The following is a 19,926-nucleotide window of genomic DNA, read 5'->3' as shown; positions in this document are numbered from 1 at the left end:
TAAATGATTAGTAATCTCCTAAAGTTGCTGGATTTTGAGCTAATGCAGTTTCCAATTGCTCGTCACTTGGTGCTTTACCATGCCACGCATGAGTGTGCATCATAAAGTCTACACCGTTCCCCATTTCTGTATGTAACAATATACAAACAGGTTTTCCTTTACCGGTTAAAGCTTTTGCTTCTGCTAAACCTGCTAAAATTGCTTCGATATCATTACCTTCTTTAACATCTAACACGTCCCAACCAAAAGCTTCAAATTTAGCTCTAATACTTCCCATGTTTAAAACATCGTCTGTAGCACCATCAATCTGCTTTCCGTTTAAATCTATAGTTGCTATTATATTGTCTACTTTTTTTGCTGATGCATACATTATTGCCTCCCAGTTCTGACCTTCTTGCAATTCACCATCACCGTGTAAAGTATATACAATTTTAGAATCGTTGTTTAGTTTTTTTGCTTCTGCAGCACCAATACCTACAGATAAACCTTGCCCTAAAGAACCAGATGCAATACGCACACCAGGTAAACCTTCGTGTGTTGTTGGATGCCCTTGTAATCTAGAGTCTAGTAATCTAAAAGTATTTAACTCTTCTACAGGAAAGAAACCACTATGAGCCAAAACACTGTAAAATACAGGTGAGATATGACCGTTAGATAAAAAGAATAAATCTTCATTTACACCGTCCATTTTAAAATCTGTAGAATAGTCCATTACTTCTTGATATAAGCAAGTAATAAACTCTGCACATCCTAAAGAACCTCCTGGGTGACCAGAATTTACTTTGTGCACCATTCTTAATATATCTCTACGAACCTGTTGTGTAAAATCTTGTAATTGTTGTGTTGTTGGCATTCTGTTGTTTTTGTTTTAGCAAAAGTAATTTTTTTTAATACAATAGACAACTTAAAAGCGAAAGTAAAAGAAGGGTTCGAATATTTCTTTTTCATGTAAATTTTCCCTTTTAATTATCTAAGTTCGATAATAAACCCTTCTTCAATTACTCTTCGGTGTAAATGTATTTTTTTTTGAAAGGAAATTCTAATGAAGCAAGTCGGAATTCATGAATTAAGACATGCTAGGTGCAAATGGGAACTTTAATTACTTGATAGCTAACTGAATAAAATTTCATTAAAATTATGTGATAAATTAAGTATTTTTGCTAAAAAATATTAAAAAATTGCACATTTCTAAGTTCGTATCACTTCTAGTATTTGTTGTTAGCTTTAACACAATTGCCCAGAATTCTAAAAATATTGAAAACTACACGTTTGATGAATTAAGTGATAAATATTATGAATATAAATTTACAGATTCTTTAAAGGCTAAAAAGTTTGCCAATTTTTATTTTAATAAAGCGGTCAAGGAAAAAGATACAGTTCAAGCAATAGACGGTAAGTCTTATTTGAGTGAAGTTTATAACAACGATAACATTTACCTAAGTTTTATAGATAGCTTAATAACTTTAACTAAAAAGAAACCTAACAATATGTTTCCTGCATATTTATATGCATGTAAAGGAACATATTACATTCTAAAATCAATAGATAATAAATCATTAAAAAATTATCTTCTTGCTTTAGAATATATCAACTCATCAAAAAATGATAGTTTAAAGTATCACATAAAGCAAAGAATAGCTATGCTAGCATCTAGAAATAGAGACTATAAAAAAGCAAAAGATATTTATATAACGATTTTTAATTTTTATAAGAAAAAACCAGAATTAAGTAATTTTAATTTTAACTGCACCTTATTATTAAATATTTCTAAAGAATATATTTCTCTTAAGAAAAATGATTCAGCTATTTACTTTGCTAAAGAAGCATATAAGATAGCCAAGAAAAATAACCATTTAAAGTATATTAGTTACTGTCATTATCGAATAGGTGAAATAGAGTATTATCAAGAAAAATATTTGTCCGCAATAAAAAACCTAAAAAAATCTCTACCTAATATAATTAAAGATGAAAATTTTAATATTTTATCTAACTCATATAATTACATAGCCAAATCATATTTTAAATTAAAAAATAACAAGAAGTCATTAAAATACAACTTATTAATCGACTCTCTTTATACAAAAACCAAGATTACTCACTTATCACAAAAATATAGCTATGAGTATTTAGCTAACTATTATAAAGAAAAAAAAGACTTAAAAAATCAACTCAAATACATTAATAAATATTTAAAAGTCGATAGTATATTAAATGTTAGAAATAAAAACCTCTCTAAAACATTTACTGAAGAGTACGACAGACCAAAATTAATTGCTGAAAAACAAAAAATCATATCAGAATTAAGCAACGAAGTTTCTTTTTACAAGAAATCACGAATTGTTATAGCGCTAATTTTAATTCTATCATTTATATTATTCTTGTATCAATTTAGAAAACGAAAAAAACAAGAACAAAAATTTGATAAGCTTACGCTCAAATTAAAAAATAAAAAAGTAGTTGACAATTCAGTAAACTCTAATACGAATGTTCAGAAAACCTTACCCGAAACTATTATTACAGAATTGCTTGCTAAGTTAGATTCTTTTGAAAAACAGCCAGAAAACTTTACAAATAATAAGCTTACCCTGAGTATACTTGCTAAAGAATTAGAAACAAATTCTAATTATCTTTCTAAAGTTATCAATCAGAAAAAAGGTTGTAATTTTTCTACGTACTTAAGAAAATTGAGAATTGATTATGCCCTAGATTTATTAGAAAAAGATGCTACCATTCGTAAATTTAGTATCGATGCAATTGCGAAGGAAGTCGGTTTTAAAAATGCAGAAACATTTTCGAAAGCTTTCTTTAAAGAAACTGAACTGAATCCTTCTTTTTATATCAAACAACTAGAAAAAAAGAAGTAATGTTTTTAATATAAACTTAAAAATTAAGCACTTATTTACGAAAATAAATAAAAATGTATTTTCGTATTGAAAAAAGAAAAAACACTCCTTTGAAAATAGTTTTACACATAACATCATTCCTTTTGTTTCTTGGCAGTTTTAATACAATTGCCCAGGATTCTAAAAATATTGAAAATTATACGTTTGATGAATTAAGTGATAAATATTATGAATATAAATTTACGGATTCCTTAAAAGCTAAAAAGTTTGCCCATTTTTATTTTAATAAAGCGCTCAAGGAAAAAGATACTGTAAATGCTATTGACGGGAAGTATTATTTAAGTGAAGTTTATAAAAATGATTCTATTTATATAAATTATTTAGACTCTTTAATTAGTAAAACTAAATTGAATCCAAATAAAATGTATCCCACTTATGCATTTTTAAAAAAAGGAAATTTATTCTTTAATAATGAATTGTTCAATGTCTCTTTAAAAAATTATATTTTAGCATCATCTAATTTAAAAAAAAATAAAAATGATAGTTTAAATTATCTTCTTAAAATTAGAATAAGTACACTTAAAAACTTTGATCAAAAAAATTTAGAGTCTCTTAAAATCTTATTAGAGTGTAATCAATACTACATAAATAATAAAAATAAAGTTTCTGATAATAAACATAGTGCTGTATTAATGAATATATCCATATTATACGCTAAGTTAAAAAAAATTGATTCTAGTAATATTTTTATAAATAAAGCAATAGAGTTTGCTTATGAAAAAAATGACAATTTCTTAAAAGGTTATTGCTATTACCTAAAAGGAAGATGTTTTTTTGAAAATGGTGCTTACAAAAAAACTATTTTAAATATTAAAAAGTCAATTCCCTACTTAATAATTGATGAAAACTATAGGAATTTATCTCTTTGTTATAGTTACATTGCGAAATCTTATGAAAAACTGAACAATGAGAAAAATGCTTTAAAATATCATTTTTTAGTAGACTCATTATATATTACAACTAAAATACCTTCTAAAAAGGTTAAAAATAGTTTTAACTATATTTCTCATCATTATAAGGATAAAGGAGATTTAAAAAACCAGCTTAAATATATTGAAAAACAAATTTTTGTTGATAGTATTCAAGCGTCTGTTGGAAAAAACCTCTCTAAAACATTTACAGAAGAATACGACAGACCAAAATTAATTGCCGAGAAACAAAAAATTATTTCAGAATTAAATAATGAAGTTTCTTTTTACAAGAAATCACGAATTTATATTGTGATAGTTTTAATTCTATCATTTATATTGTTTCTATACCAATTTAGAAAACGAAAAAAACAAGAACAACAATTTGAAAAACTTACGCTCAAATTAAAGAATAAAAAAGAAGTTGAAAATTCAGTAAACTCTAATACAAATACTCAGAAAAACTTACCAGAAACTATTATTACAGAATTGCTTGCTAAGTTAGATTCTTTTGAACAACAGCCAGAAAACTTTACAAATAGTAAGCTTACCCTAAGCACACTTGCAAAAGAATTAGAAACAAATTCTAATTATCTTTCTAAGGTGATCAATCAGAAAAAAGGTTGTAATTTTTCTACGTACTTACGAAAATTGAGAATTGATTATGCCTTAGATTTATTAGAAAAAGATGCTACCATTCGTAAATTTAGTATTAATGCAATTGCTAAGGAGGTTGGTTTTAAAAATGCAGAAACATTTTCGAAAGCCTTCTTTAAAGAAACTGAACTGAATCCTTCTTATTATATCAAACAACTAGAAAAAAAGAAGTAATGTTTTTAATATAAACTTAAAAATTAAGCACTTATTTACGAAAATAAATAAAAATGTATTTTCGTATTGAAAAAAGAAAAAACACTCCTTTGAAAATAGTTTTACACATAACATCATTCCTTTTGTTTCTTGGCAGTTTTAATACAATTGCCCAGGATTCTAAAAATATTGAAAATTATACGTTTGATGAATTAAGTGATAAATATTACGAATATAAATTTACAGACTCTATAAAGGCTAAAAAGTTTGTTGATCTTTATTTGAAAAAAGCAGTTAAGGAAAAGGATACTGTAAATGCTATTGACGGGAAGTATTATTTAAGCGAAGTTTATAAAAACGATTCTATATATATAAATTATTTAGATTCTTTAATTAGTAAAACTAAAGTGAATCCAAATAAAATGTATCCAACTTATGCTTATTTAGAAAAAGGCTTATTTTATTTTCATAAAGAGAATAAAAACTTATCATTAGAAAACTGGATCTCTGCTCTTAAAGAGGTTGAGATTCACGGTAACGATAGCCTAGAATTCATCATAAAAAAAAATATTGCTGCTTTAAATTATGATAATAAAAAGTTTATTAGAACAAAAAAACTTTATTTAGAGTGTTTAAGGTATTATGAAAAAAATAAACTAAAAATTGAACCTAGTAATTATTTTTCACTTCTAATTAACACATCAAAAGTTTATTTGAATTTAGAAAATATTGATTCAGCTAAAATTTTTAATGAAAAAGCAAATAAATACGCGAAAAAAACAAATGAGAATATATTTATTGGATATTGCTTTTATGGAAGGGGTACTATTAATTTTAGAGAACAAAACTATGAAGGAACAATAGAAAACTTAAAAAAATCGATACCCTATATCGTAGAAGATGAAAATTATAGAATTTTGTTTAAGGTGTACAATTTAATTGCAAAATCTCATACCAAATTAAATAATAAAAATGAAGCTTTAAAATATTATTTTTTAATAGATTCTATATATAATAAAACGAAAATACCTTCTAATAAAGTTAAAAATAGTTATAATTATCTTTCTAATCATTACAAAAATAATCAAGACTTAAAAAATCAACTCAAATACATTAATAAATACCTAAAAGTCGATAGTATATTAAATGTAAGAAGTAAAAACCTCTCTAAAACATTTACAGAAGAATACGACAGACCAAAATTAATTGCTGAAAAACAAAAAATCATATCAGAATTAAGCAACGAAGTTTCTTTTTACAAGAAATCACGAATTGTTATAGCGCTAATTTTAATTCTATCATTTATATTATTCTTGTATCAATTTAGAAAACGAAAAAAACAAGAACAAAAATTTGATAAGCTTACGCTCAAATTAAAAAATAAAAAAGTAGTTGAAAATTCAGTAAACTCTAATACGAATGTTCAGAAAACCTTACCCGAAACTATTATTACAGAATTGCTTGCTAAGTTAGATTCTTTTGAAAAACAGCCAGAAAACTTTACAAATAATAAGCTTACCCTAAGCATACTTGCTAAAGAATTAGAAACAAATTCTAATTATCTTTCTAAAGTGATCAATCAGAAAAAAGGTTGTAATTTTTCTACGTACTTACGAAAATTGAGAATTGATTATGCACTAGATTTATTAGAAAAAGATAATACCATTCGTAAATTTAGTATCGATGCAATTGCTAAGGAGGTTGGTTTTAAAAATGCAGAAACATTTTCGAAAGCCTTCTTTAAAGAAACTGAACTGAATCCTTCTTATTATATCAAACAACTAGAAAAAAAAGGATAATTATGTTTTTTGCTTTTTCTTCTTGGCTGCCGGAAATAAAACATTGTTTAAAATTAATCGGTAACCAGGTGAAGTTGGGTGTAAATCCAATTCGGTTTTAGGGTCTCCTACTCTATGTGTATAATCTTCAGGATCATGTCCGCCGTAAAAAGTAAACATACCTTTACCTTTTGTTCCGTGAATATATCTTGCTTCTCTATTCACTTTATTTTCTCCTAAAACTAATACATTACTTTTAATTGTATTTCTATCAAAAGAAGTAGTTTGTCCCATAAATCCTTTTACTAAAACTGTGTGGTTTTGAGTTAACATGGTTGGCACAGGATCCCATTTTGCAGAAAACTCTACCAAAGAAAAATAATCTGAAGTTTTAGGTATTTTACGTTTTCTTGTCATATCAATAGAAGAAAACTCATACGTTGTTGGGTTTTTAATTAAATCGAAATTTTTAAATGCAAAGGTTTTGTTGTAATTTATTTTCGATTGATAATTTGGTGTAGACGCATCTCCATCAAACATTGCTTCTGCAATATCAATTCCGTCTGCAGATAAAGCGATATCAAAACTATCGGTAGCAGAACACATTGCAAACATAAATCCGCCACCAACTACATAATCTCTAATTTTCTTAGCTACAGCTAATTTTTCTTCAGAAACCTTATTAAAACCTAATTCGTTTGCTAGTTTTTCTGCACTTTGCTTTCCTTCTATATACCATGGCGTCGTTCTAAAAGAACCATAAAATCGGCCATATTGCCCTGTAAAATCTTCGTGATGCAAATGCAACCATTCGTACAACAACAACTTATCGTCTAAAACTTCTTTGTCATAAATTACATCAAAAGGAATTTCTGCATAGGTTAAAACCATGGTTACAGCATCGTCCCAAGGCATTTTGTCTTTAGGAGAATATACTGCTATTTTGGGCGCTTTTTCTAAGGTAACAGCATCTTGATTTGAAGAAGGTGCAGCAATTTCCTGTAAAATTAATTGTGCTTTTGCATCTGAAATTACTTGATAAGAAACACCTCTAATTTTGCATTCATTTTCTACAATCTTATTGTTTTCAATTAAAAATGCGCCACCATCATAATTTAAAAGCCATTTAGATTTTAAACCTGCCTCTAAAGAATAATAAACAATTCCGTATGCTTTTAAATGATTTTTCTGATTATCATCACTCATAGGAACATATATAAATGATGCCCAAATTGAGTTGGAAACGAATAGAAATATAAATATTGTTAGAAGTTTCTTCATATTAAAAACTAAAATACACAATTACTTTAGAAGCAATTGTGTATTTCTATAAATTTATAAATACTTTAATACTTAAAAAGGAACATCATCATCACCAAAAGCATCTTTTGGATCTACGCCTCCTTCTCCGGCAAATGGATCTTCTGGGAAATCTGCATTCATAGAAGATTGAAATTCTGAACTAAATCCTTCTTCTAAATCTGAGAATTTTGCTAAGTGACCTGTAAATTTTAAACGAATATTATCTAAACCACCATTTCTGTGTTTTGCTACAATAAATTCTCCTTGTCCTTCACACGGTGAATGGTCATCGTCATCCCATTCTGTCATTCCGTAGTATTCTGGACGGAAAATGAAACTTACAATATCGGCATCTTGTTCAATTGCACCAGATTCACGTAAATCTGATAATAAAGGTCTTTTACTTCCACCACGAGTTTCTACCGCACGAGATAATTGAGAAAGTGCAATAACTGGTACAGAAAGTTCTTTTGCCAAAGCCTTTAAGTTTCTCGAAATCATAGAAATTTCTTGTTCTCTATTTCCGCCTGCTTTTCCTCCTGCAGTCATCAATTGTAAATAATCAATCACTAAGATTCTTACATTGTGTTGCGATACCAAACGTCTTGCTTTTGCTCTTAAATCGAAAATAGATAAAGATGGTGTATCATCAATAAAAATTGGGGCATCAGACAAACGTTTTACTTTTACATTTAACTGTTCCCACTCGTGTGGCTCTAAATTTCCTTTTCTTAATTTTTCTGAAGTCAATCCTGTTTCCGAAGAAATCATACGTGTAATTAACTGTACAGAAGACATCTCTAAAGAAAAAATAGCTACACCATGATTAAAATCTATGGCCATATTTTTAGCCATCGAAATTACGAATGCTGTTTTTCCCATACCAGGTCTTGCAGCAATAATAACTAAATCTGATGGTTGCCAACCAGAAGTTAACGCGTCTAATTTTGTAAAACCTGTGGCCAAGCCAGACATACCTTCTTGGTTACCAATTTCTTGAATCTTTTTTAATGCTTGTTTAACAAGTGATCCTGCATCTTCTGAACTCTTTTTTAAATTTCCTTGTGTTACTTCAAATAACTTACCTTCGGCATCATCTAAAAGGTCAAAAACATCTGTACCTTCATCATAAGCATTTTCTATAATTTCACTTGATATAGAAATTAATTTTCTTTGGATGTATTTTTGAAGAATAATACGAGCATGAAACTCGATATGCGCAGAAGAAGCTACTTTTTGTGTTAAACGAATTAAATACAAATCTCCGCCAACAAAATCTAGTTTAGAATTCTTTCTAAGCAAGTTAGATACTGTTAATAAGTCGATTGGTTCTGAGTTTTGAAACAATTCGTAAATAGCAGCGTATACTTCTTGATGCTTTTGATCGTAAAATGCTTCTGCACTTAAAATATCAATTACATCGTCAATTCCTTTTTTATCAATCATCATTGCACCAAGAACAGCTTCTTCTAATTCTACTGCCTGTGGCGGGATTTTCCCTTTTTCTAGACTAATAATTTTACTCTTGTCTATCTTTTTTCCTGCGATTGCACTCGTTTTTTCCATGATTGCAAATGTACTTTTTTACTTTGTTAGATGTTTGTAATATATAACATTTATTTGTTGACAAATATTGTAAACTAAATTGTTATTATCTTGTTAATAACCAGTCAACTTCTATTTTGAATTCTTATTTTTACACATATGAATTTTAATAAAAAACATTTATTTTTAGCCTTTTCTCTGCCAATAATGATTCTTTTAGTGCGGCTTTCGGCAAAGAATAATGCGTTTATAGAGCATTATTATTCTAACGGAATTTACCCTTACATTTCTAAATTTTTAAGAATATTTTTAGGTTGGATTCCTTTTTCTGTTGGCGATCTTTTAATTGCTTTTTTACTTTTTATTTTCCTACGTTTTTTATTTCGATTAATTAAAAGTCGATTTAAAAATTTTATTCCGAAAATGATTCATTTTACTGCAATTATAGCAATAATTTACTTTTGTTTTTATCTTTTCTGGGGATTAAATTATTACAGAGAACCTTTGGCTAAAAACTTAAATTATCATCAAAATAAATATACAACTGCACAATTAATTTCTACCACAACATTAATTATTAATAAGTTAAATAAATATCAATTTGAACTTACAAATAACGATTCTTTAAAGGTTAAAAACCCGTATAGTCATAAAGAAATGTATAAAATGGCTATTGATGGATATGCAAATTTAGAAACCGATTTTCCGCAATTAAAATATGAATATCGTTCAGTAAAAAGTTCTTTAATGAGTTTGATACAAACCTACAACGGCACATCTGGTTATTTGAATCCGTTAACGGGTGAAGCCCAAGTAAATAATAGAGTTCCGAAAACAGGATACCCAACAACTATTTGTCATGAAATGGCGCATCAAATTGGTTTTGCTGCAGAAAACGAAGCCAACTTTATTGGTTTTTTAGCCGCGAATTATAATGACGATTTGTACTTTAAATATGCCAGCTACAGAATGGCTTTTAGTTATTGTATATCAGAAATTAGAAAAAGAGATTTTAAACAATACAAGGAACTTTGGAAAACAGTTAACCCAGGAATTTCAAAAGATTTTAATGCGAGTTATCACTTTTGGCAAGAGTACAAAAACCCATTTGAACCTATTATAAAAAAAGGCTACAACTCTTATTTAAAAGCAAATAATCAAACAAACGGAATTGAATCTTACAATTATGTTGTCGATTTATTAATCACGTATTTTGATGATATTGAGTAGATTTCATTTTCTTAAATTTATGTTAAATTAACCACATTTAACAGTTAACAAAATGCTACTAATTAAATTTAGGGCAATTAATTCAAATAACTATTTCAAACTCATGAGAAAATTACTCTTATTATTCTCGTGTATGTTGGCTTTTTCTATGCAAGCGCAAGATTATTTTCCAACAGACGCAGGAGTAAAAATTACAGACAACACATTAGTTGCATTTACCAATGCTACTATTTATGTGACACCAGAAAAGGTGATTAAAAAAGGAACTTTATTAATAGAAAATGGTAAAGTTACCAATGTTGGTAGATCTATTAATGTACCAAAAGGTGCAAAAATTGTAGATTTATCTGGCAAAACAATTTATCCTTCTTTTATTGATTTATATTCAGATTTTGGTATTAAAAAACCAAATAGAGCATCTGGTAATTCTAGAGGAACGCAATATGCTGCTTCTAGAGAAGGTTATTATTGGAATGATCATATTAGACCAGATGTGAATCCTATTAAAGATTTTTCTTTCGATTCTAAAAAAGCCAAAGATTTAATTAACGCTGGTTTTGGTGTAGTAAATACGCACATGAATGATGGAATTATTCGTGGAAACGGTTTATTAATTGCTTTAAACCCTAATTCTTCTGATGCTTACAGAATTTTAGACACTAAATCTGCTCAATATTTATCTTTTAATAAAAGTGTAACTTCTAGACAAGCATATCCTGGTTCTAGAATGGGTGCAATGGCTTTGTTAAGACAAACTTATAATGATGCTAATTGGTACGCTAATGGTAACATGAAAAATAAAGATTTGGCTTTAGAAGCTTTAAACAACAATAAAAATCTAGTACAAATTTTCGAAACTAGCAATTTATTAGATGCTTTAAGAGCAGATAAAGTTGGTGATGAATTTGGTATACAATATACAATTGTAGGTTCTGGAGACGAATTTGAAAGAATAGCAGATATTAAGAATACAAATGCGAATTTTATAATTCCTATTAATTTTAGTAATGCATATGACGTTTCTAACCCTTTATTAGCGCAACAAATTTCTTTAAGAGATATGCGTAAATGGAATCAGGAACCTTCTAATTTAAAAGTATTATCAGAAAACGGAGTAAATTTTGCTTTAACTACGCGTTCTTTAAAATCTGTAAAATCTTTTCATAAGAACTTACAAAAAGCGATTAAATACGGTTTTGATTCTAAAAAAGCATTAGCTTCTTTAACTACAATTCCTGCAACTATCATTGGTAATAACAATATTGGTAATTTAAATCAAGGTAGTTATGCAAACTTTATTATTACTTCTGGTGATATTTTTGATGCTAAAACAACCATTTACGAAAACTGGATTCAAGGAGATAAAAATGTAATAAACGATATCTCTATTAAAGATATAACAGGAAACTATATGCTTTCTGTTAACAATAAAAGTTACGATTTAACCATTTCTGGTAAAGGAGCAAAACAAACCGCAGCTATTAAATTAGGTGACAAAAAGATTAAATCTAAATTTTCATTTAAAGATAATTGGATTTCTATTACTTTAAATGAAGATAGCGGCTACACAAGAATGATGGGTAAAATTATAAACCCAGCTAACGTAATGCAAGGTACTGCTTTTGATACTTTAGGAAACGAAACCGCTTGGTCTGCAAGTAAAAAAGTAAAAAAAGATAGTAAAAAGAAAAGTAAAAAATCGAAAGAACAACCTGTTGTTGTGCTTCCGGTAAGTTATCCAAACCTTGGTTTCGGAAATTATTCTTTGCCAGAAACAAAAACGATTTTAATTAAAAATGTTACTGTTTGGACAAGTGAAGATGCTGGTATTTTAAAAAATACAGATGTATTATTAGAAAATGGTAAAATTGCAAAAATTGGTAAAAATTTAAAAGCAAGAAGAGCTACAGAAATTGATGGTACTGGTAAACATTTAACTGCAGGTATTGTAGACGAACATTCTCATATTGCTGCATCTGCTGTAAATGAATGGGCACAAAATTCTTCTGCAGAAGTTACTATGGAAGATGTTATCGATCCTAACGATATTAATATTTATAGAAACCTTTCTGGAGGTACAACATCTTCTCAAATATTACATGGTTCTGCAAACCCAATAGGTGGTCGTTCTGCAATTATTAAATTGAAATGGGGAGAAAACGCAGAAAATATGATTTATGACAACTCGCCTAAATTTATAAAATTTGCTTTAGGTGAAAATGTAAAACAGTCTAGAAGTCCTAACGGAACTCGTTTTCCGCAAACAAGAATGGGTGTAGAACAAATGTTTACAGATTATTTTACTAGAGCAAGAGAATATGAAGCTTTAAAGAAAACTGGTAAACCATACAGAAAAGATGACGAAATGGAAACATTAGTCGAAATCTTAAACGGAGAACGTTTTATTTCTTGTCACTCTTATGTGCAATCAGAAATTAATATGTTAATGAAGGTTGCAGAAAAATTCAACTTTAAAGTAAACACATTTACACATATTTTAGAAGGTTATAAAGTAGCCGATAAAATGGCAGCGCATGGTGTTGGTGGTTCTACTTTTTCTGATTGGTGGGCTTACAAATACGAAGTTAACGATGCAATACCATACAATGCAGCAATTATGCATAATGCTGGTGTTACTGTAGCAATTAATTCTGATGATAGAGAAATGTCTAGACGTTTAAATCAAGAAGCTGCAAAAACAATGAAATATGGTGGAATGTCTGAATTAGAAGCTTGGAAAACCGTAACCATTAATCCTGCTAAATTATTACATATCGATGATAGAGTTGGAAGTATTAAAGAAGGTAAAGATGCTGATGTTGTTTTATGGAGCCATCACCCAATGTCTATTTACGCAAAAACAGAAAAAACAATTGTAGATGGTAGAATTTTCTTTGATAGAAAAGAAGACATCAAAAAAAGAGCCGCTATAAAAGAAGAAAAAAGCAGATTAATTAATATGATGCTAAACGAAAAAATGAATGGTGGTAAGACAAAAGTACCAATGAAAAGAGCAGATAGAGATTTTCATTGTGATACTTTAGAAGAAATTTAAAACTAGAAAACATGAAAAAAATTATATATAGTTTACTATTCTTCTTTGTTATAGGAAATAGTATCGCACAACAAACACCCGCAGATAAGCAAACAAAAGCTTTTTCAATTGAAGGTGCAACGGCTCATATTGGTAACGGAAAAGTTATTGAAAATTCGTTAGTAATGTTTAACAATGGTAAAATTACTTTTGTTGGTAGCGCTAAAATGAAAATAGCTAGACAAGGAACTATCATAAACGCAACCGGAAAACATATTTACCCAGGTTTTATTGCCGCCAACGCAACTTTAGGTTTGGTTGAAATTGATGCTGTAAAAGCCAGTGATGACCAAAGAGAAATTGGTAGAATGAATCCGCATATTAGAAGTTTAATAGCTTACAATGCAGAAAGTAAAATTGTAGAGTCTATGAGACCTAACGGAGTTTTAATGGCACAAATTACGCCAAGAGGTGGTACAATTTCTGGAACTTCTTCTATTGTACAGTTAGACGCTTGGAATTGGGAAGACGCTGCAATTAAAACAGACGACGGAATTCACATGAACTGGCCTTCTAGTTTTACAACTGGTAGATGGTGGTTAGGCGAAGATCCTGCTTTAAAACCAGATTCTAGATATGCTGGTAAAGTAGATGAAATAAAATCTTATTTTAAAAATGCTAAAATCTATTTAGCTGGTAATAAGGCTAAAACTCATTTACCATATCAAGCTACAGAAGGTTTATTTAACGGTTCTAAAAAGCTTTTTATTCACGTAGACGGGCAAAAGGAAATTACAGATGCAGTTACCACTGCTAAAAATTTAGGTATTAATAATATTACCATCGTAAATGCAGAGCATGCAGATAAAGTAGCCGATTTGTTAGTAAAAAATAATGTGTCTGTAATTTTACAAAGACCACATAGAAACCCAGGTAACGAAGATGATTCTTACGATTCTACATACACTGTTGCAAAAACCCTTTTAGATAAAGGTATTATTGTAAGTGTTGGTATGGAAGGACAAATGGAACGTATGAATACTAGAAATATACCGTTTTATGCAGGTACTTTTGCAGCACATGGTTTAACTAAAGAAGAGGCTGTACAATTGATTACATTAAATACAGCTAAAATTTTAGGAATCGATTCTTTTGCAGGTTCTTTAGAAGTTGGAAAAGATGCTACTTTGTTTATTTCTGAAGGTGATGCTTTAGAAATGAGAGGAAACATTTTATCAAAAGCATTTATACAAGGTAGAGATATAAGTTTAGAAACGCACCAAACTAAACTTTGGAAACGTTATTCTAACAAGTACAAAACCAAATAAAAATTTTCTACAAATAAAAAAAGGCTCGCAAATTGCGAGCCTTTTTAATCAAAAACAGTTAACAGTAATAAAACATACTTAAATTCTCCTTTTTCTTAGCAATCGAATCTTAAAACAATCTGTCTAACTATTTAAAGTAATTGTTTTATTACAACACAAATATTGTATAAAATCTTTATTACTACAATACCTATAAATAGGTATATTTGTATTGATGAAAGAAATTACAAGCATACAAAACACATACGTTAAAGACCTTTTAAAACTTCAAGAAAAGTCTAGAGAACGCAAAAAAAAAGGATTATTTATTATAGAAGGTAAAAGAGAAATTTCTTTAGCAATTGCTGCTAATTATAATTTTGACACTGTTTTGTTTGTAGAAGATATAATTACAGAAAAAGAAATCTTACATCTATTTAACGAAAATATTCACCGTATTAAAATCTCTACAGAAGTTTATCAAAAATTAGCTTACAGAGATAGTACAGAAGGCATTATTGCGGTTACAAAATCTAAAAACTTTTCTTTAGACACTATTAAATTCTCTTCTAGTAATCCGTTAATTTTAGTAGCAGAAGGTATAGAGAAACCTGGAAATATTGGTGCTATTTTAAGAACTGCAGATGCCGCAAATGCAGATGCCGTTTTTATTGCAAATCCTAAAAGCGATATGTACAATTCTAACATTATTCGTTCTAGTGTTGGTTGCGTATTTACAAATCAAATTGCTGTAGGTTCATCCGAAGAAATTATTGCTTTTTTACTAGAGCATAACATTAAAATATTTGCGACTACTTTACAGAATTCTAATGAATATTATAAAGAAAATTATACAGAAGGAGCTGCAATTGTTGTAGGTACAGAAGCTACAGGTTTAACCGAAGTTTTTAGAGAAAAAGCAACACAAAATATAAATATACCAATGCAAGGAAAAATAGATTCTATGAATGTTTCTGTAGCAGCTGCAATTGTTTTATTTGAAGCAAAAAGACAAAGAAATTTTAAATAAACTCATTAATTAACAATGCAACCTACAACTTTGTATTACATATTAATTGCAATTCTAATTATTAGTTTTGTTATCGATAAGGTTTTAGATTACTTAAACGCAAAACGTTTTGATGATACAATTCCGGTTGAATTAGCAGATGTATACGAAGAAACTGCCTATAAAAAATCTCAAGCTTATAAAAAGACAAATGCAAAATTCTCTAATCTTACAAGTACATTTTCATTTGCCTTAACATTACTTTTTTTTATTTTCGAAGGATTTAGCTATGTAGATAATTTTGCCCGTAGTTTTACGGATAATAACATTCTTGTAGCTTTAATTTTCTTTGGTGTAATTATGCTGGGTTCTGATATTTTAACTACGCCATTTTCTTACTATCAAACTTTTGTTATCGAAGAAAAATTTGGTTTTAATAAATCTTCTAAAAAAACTTTTTGGTTAGATAAATTAAAAGGTTGGCTAATGACAATTATTATTGGCGGACTTATTTTATCGATAATTATTTGGTTTTATCAGCAAACAAAAGAAAATTTTTGGCTGTATACTTGGCTCTTAGTTGCTATCTTTTCTTTGTTTATGAATATGTTTTATGCAAAATTAATTGTGCCAATTTTTAATAAACAAACTCCGTTAGAAAACGGAGAATTAAAAACTGCTATCGAAAAATACGCAGAAAAAGTAGGCTTTAAACTCGATAATATTTTTGTTATTGATGGCTCTAAACGTTCTACAAAAGCAAATGCGTATTTTTCTGGTTTTGGTTCTCAAAAAAGAATTACACTTTTTGACACACTAATAAATGATTTAGAAACAGATGAAATTGTTGCCGTTTTAGCACACGAAGTTGGGCATTACAAGAAAAAACATATCATTTTTAATCTTGTTACTTCAATTTTAATAACAGGATTTACACTTTATTTATTATCGTTATTTATTAATTACCCGATATTTTCTGAAGCCTTAAGTGTTACAAAACCAAGTTTTCATATTGGTTTAATTGCTTTCGGAATTTTATATTCACCAATATCAGAAATAACTAATTTAATAATGAATTTTATTTCTAGAAAATTTGAATATCAAGCAGATGATTTCGCTAAAAAAACCTACGCAGCAAAACCATTAATAAGCTCTCTTAAAAAACTTTCTAAAAATAGTTTAAGTAATTTAACGCCACATCCTGCCTACGTTTTTATGCATTACTCGCATCCTACTCTATTAGAAAGGGTTTTAAATTTAAATAATAAAAGCTAGTTTTTCTTTAGTACAGATTTTACAATATCCTTAATCATTTCTTTATCTTTTTTTAATGCGTTTATAGGCAACATTGTGGTTAATGATATACATAAACTATCTTGCATACTAATAATATATTCTGATTTTACATAACGTTTATCAGATTTACTAATTTCGTAATTCGTAGTATATACTTTTTTACCATATGCACTTTTTTCTGCCCAAACTTTATCGTTTTGTTTACTAGCTATTTTTAGCTTTTGATCTTCATAAGAATTCGGTAAATACAAAGCTATAACTATGGCATCTTTATTTTTAGATCCGTACATATTTGTTGCAAAATTTTCAAAAAGAGCGGTATCTATATCAATATTAATTTTTCTTTTTTGGATTTCGAAAATCGTATGCTTCTTATTATTTTCTTGCGCATAAAAATTAAAACTAAATAAAGTTAGTAAAGTTACGAGTAATAGATTTTTCATTTTTCAAAAATAATAAATAATACTGCTGTTAATTTAGAAAACGAAATGCTTGTTTGTTAAAATTCTTATTCTTAAATTCACTTTAGAATAATTCATTATCTATAAAGTAATATATGCAGTACACAGCAACTATAGAAGAAGAAAATAAGGAAATTGCAAATAGATATAAAGATCTATTAAAAGGTACTTATGAAATTTTATCTGCAGATGATAAGAAGTTGATTAGAAAAGCTTTTGAGATTGCAGTAGATGCACATTCAGAACAACGAAGAAAAACAGGAGAGCCTTACATATATCATCCTATCGCTGTAGCTAAAATTGTTGCCATGGAAATTGGTTTGGGTGCAACTTCTATTGCAGCTGCTTTATTACACGATGTTGTAGAAGATACTGACTATACTTTAGATGATATGGAGCAATTGTTCGGAGAAACAATTGCCAGAATTGTAAACGGTTTAACTAAAATTTCTCGATTAAATAAAGAGCAAGATGCTTCTATACAAGCAGAAAATTTTAGAAAAATGCTCTTAACTTTAAATGATGATGTTCGAGTTATTTTAATAAAAATTGCCGACAGATTGCACAATATGCAAACTATGGATGCAATGCCTGCACACAAACAGGTAAAAATAGCCTCTGAAACCTTATATATTTATGCGCCACTAGCACACAGATTAGGTTTATACAATATTAAAACAGAACTAGAAGATTTAGGTTTAAAATATACCGAACCAGAAGTTTACACAGATATTGTTACTAAAATTAAAGAAAGTAAAGAAGAGCAACAAAAATACTTAGAAACATTTGCAGAAACGTTAAAAAAAGGTCTAGACAAAGAGAACTTTACGTATGAAATAAAAGGTAGGTTTAAATCCATTTATTCTATCCGTAGAAAAATGAGAAAGCAAAATGTTACTTTTGAAGAAGTTTATGACAAATATGCAATTCGTATTATTTATAAACCTACTTCTGATGATGATAAATTTGATGCTTGGAAAATTTATACAATTGTTACAGATTATTTTAAACCAAACCCAACAAGGCTAAGAGATTGGATTTCTCAGCCAAAATCTACAGGTTATGAAGCTTTACACATCACTGTAGTTGGGCCAGATGCACAATGGGTAGAAGTGCAAATTCGTTCTAGCAGAATGAATGAAATTGCAGAAAAAGGTTATGCTGCACACTTTAAATACAAACAAGGTGATTCTAACGAAAGTGGTTTAGAAACTTGGTTAAATAGACTTAAAGAATCCTTAGAAAACCAAAGTTTAAATGCGGTAGATTTTGTAGAAGAGTTTAAACTGAATTTATATGCAAAAGAAATATACGTTTTTACACCAAAAGGTGAATTAAAATCGTTGCCAAAAGATGCGTCTGCTTTAGACTTTGCGTTTACAATACATACAGATGTTGGTTTAAAATGTAGAGGCGCAAAAGTAAATGGTAAATTGGTTCCTTTAAGTCATAAATTAAAAAGTGGCGATCAAATAGAAGTAATTACTTCTTCTAATAACAAACCAAATGCTAGATGGTTAGATTTTGTAATTACTGCAAGAGCAAAAACAAAAATTAGAGCGGCTTTAAAAGAAGAAGAAAAGAAAATTGCAGAAGAAGGAAAAGCAATTTTAACAAGAAAATTAAGACATTTAAAAATACCTTTCAACGAAAAAACAATAAACGAACTTGTAAACTTTTTTAAGATTAGAACTAGTTTCGATTTGTTTTTTAGAGTTGGTAATGGTGCTATAGATAATACTAGCTTAAAGGCATATGTTGCACAAAGAAACAGTACTATTTTAAACTTTTTCAAAACAAAGTTAAGAAGGTCTCCATCTAACAATAAAGAAACTTTAGACGCAGAAGAAGTTACAAGCAAATACGACGCTTTAGTATTTGGTAAAGAAGAAGAAAAATTAGATTATAAACTATCTAAATGTTGTAACCCTATTCCTGGTGATAATGTTTTGGGCTTTTTAACAATTAACGAAGGTATAAAAGTGCATAAAAAGAATTGTCCTAATGCAATTTCTTTGCAATCTAATTATGCCTACAGAATTATGCTTGCCAAATGGATAGATTCTACAAAACAAGACTTTAAAGTTATTTTACACATTAGTGGTGTAGATAATAGAGGTATTATAAATGATCTAACAAAAATTATTTCTAGCAATATGGGTGTTTTTATTAACAGTATAAACATTGCAGGTAACGAAGGGATTTTTGATGGTAAAATTAGTTTAAGTGTTAAGAATAGCGGACAATTAAACAAACTAATTAACAGCATTCAGAAGGTAGAAGGTGTTAAAAAAGTAGACCGTGTTAATAGTTTATAAATATACTCTTCAAAAAAGAAGTTAT

Annotated in this window: 13 protein-coding genes; 9 read left to right on the top strand and 4 right to left on the bottom strand. The window is 28.6% G+C overall.

The genetic code is table 11. The features are described from left to right. Window positions 1-7: 7 nt before the first annotated feature. Window positions 8-853, bottom strand: coding sequence for a transketolase (locus BXQ17_RS02360; protein WP_077809089.1), 846 nt, complete (start codon window positions 851-853; stop codon window positions 8-10). Window positions 854-1,157: 304 nt separating this feature from the next. Between BXQ17_RS02360 and BXQ17_RS02355 the strand changes: the two genes are divergently transcribed. The 3 genes from BXQ17_RS02355 to BXQ17_RS02345 all read left to right on the top strand — a co-directional run bounded on the left by BXQ17_RS02355 (window position 1,158) and on the right by BXQ17_RS02345 (window position 6,420). Next, window positions 1,158-2,864, top strand: a complete 1,707-nt coding sequence (locus BXQ17_RS02355) for an AraC family transcriptional regulator (RefSeq protein ID WP_149025849.1) — start codon at window positions 1,158-1,160, stop codon at window positions 2,862-2,864. 89 nt (window positions 2,865-2,953) lie between these two features. Beyond that, window positions 2,954-4,642, top strand: a complete 1,689-nt coding sequence (locus BXQ17_RS02350) for an AraC family transcriptional regulator (protein ID WP_187661422.1) — start codon at window positions 2,954-2,956, stop codon at window positions 4,640-4,642. A gap of 89 nt (window positions 4,643-4,731) precedes the next feature. Continuing rightward, window positions 4,732-6,420, top strand: a complete 1,689-nt coding sequence (locus BXQ17_RS02345; RefSeq protein WP_187661421.1) for an AraC family transcriptional regulator — start codon at window positions 4,732-4,734, stop codon at window positions 6,418-6,420. On the opposite strand, the gene BXQ17_RS02340 is transcribed toward BXQ17_RS02345, so the two are convergent. Further along, window positions 6,421-7,605 carry an asparagine synthetase B gene (locus BXQ17_RS02340; protein WP_077809085.1) on the bottom strand — a complete coding sequence of 395 codons (1,185 nt, stop codon included), beginning with the start codon at window positions 7,603-7,605 and terminating at the stop codon, window positions 6,421-6,423. It lies immediately after the preceding gene. 147 nt (window positions 7,606-7,752) lie between these two features. Next, window positions 7,753-9,267, bottom strand: coding sequence for a replicative DNA helicase (dnaB, locus tag BXQ17_RS02335; RefSeq protein WP_077809084.1), 1,515 nt, complete (start codon window positions 9,265-9,267; stop codon window positions 7,753-7,755). A gap of 138 nt (window positions 9,268-9,405) precedes the next feature. Between dnaB and BXQ17_RS02330 the strand changes: the two genes are divergently transcribed. From BXQ17_RS02330 to BXQ17_RS02310, 5 genes are all read left to right on the top strand, one after another. Continuing rightward, the gene (locus BXQ17_RS02330; protein ID WP_077809083.1) at window positions 9,406-10,476 is read left to right on the top strand and encodes a DUF3810 domain-containing protein; all 1,071 of its coding nucleotides are present in this window, start codon (window positions 9,406-9,408) and stop codon (window positions 10,474-10,476) included. A 103-nt stretch (window positions 10,477-10,579) separates the two neighbouring features. Beyond that, window positions 10,580-13,531, top strand: coding sequence for an amidohydrolase family protein (locus BXQ17_RS02325; RefSeq protein ID WP_187661420.1), 2,952 nt, complete (start codon window positions 10,580-10,582; stop codon window positions 13,529-13,531). Between the two features lie 11 nt (window positions 13,532-13,542). Continuing rightward, complete coding sequence (locus BXQ17_RS02320; protein WP_077809082.1) at window positions 13,543-14,838, top strand: amidohydrolase family protein; 1,296 nt, start codon at window positions 13,543-13,545, stop codon at window positions 14,836-14,838. 214 nt (window positions 14,839-15,052) lie between these two features. Further along, a complete protein-coding gene (locus BXQ17_RS02315) occupies window positions 15,053-15,847 on the top strand; it encodes an RNA methyltransferase (RefSeq protein WP_077809081.1) in 795 nt (264 codons plus the stop codon). A 15-nt stretch (window positions 15,848-15,862) separates the two neighbouring features. After that, on the top strand, window positions 15,863-17,101 hold the full coding sequence (locus BXQ17_RS02310) for a M48 family metallopeptidase (protein WP_077809080.1): 1,239 nt from the start codon (window positions 15,863-15,865) through the stop codon (window positions 17,099-17,101). Here BXQ17_RS02310 and BXQ17_RS02305 read toward each other — a convergent pair. Further along, window positions 17,098-17,565 carry a hypothetical protein gene (locus tag BXQ17_RS02305; RefSeq protein WP_077809079.1) on the bottom strand — a complete coding sequence of 156 codons (468 nt, stop codon included), beginning with the start codon at window positions 17,563-17,565 and terminating at the stop codon, window positions 17,098-17,100. The genes BXQ17_RS02310 and BXQ17_RS02305 overlap by 4 nt on opposite strands. Before the next feature lie 113 nt (window positions 17,566-17,678). Here BXQ17_RS02305 and BXQ17_RS02300 point away from each other — a divergent pair, with 113 nt between their 5' ends. Further along, window positions 17,679-19,901 carry a bifunctional (p)ppGpp synthetase/guanosine-3',5'-bis(diphosphate) 3'-pyrophosphohydrolase gene (locus tag BXQ17_RS02300; protein ID WP_077809078.1) on the top strand — a complete coding sequence of 741 codons (2,223 nt, stop codon included), beginning with the start codon at window positions 17,679-17,681 and terminating at the stop codon, window positions 19,899-19,901. Window positions 19,902-19,926: the final 25 nt, after the last annotated feature.

This window comes from Polaribacter sp. BM10, assembly GCF_002005425.1.
In the GTDB taxonomy this organism is placed as follows: domain Bacteria; phylum Bacteroidota; class Bacteroidia; order Flavobacteriales; family Flavobacteriaceae; genus Polaribacter; species Polaribacter marinaquae.
Note: the sequence above shows the minus strand (reverse complement) of the source record. Positions and strands in the feature narration are given on the sequence as shown.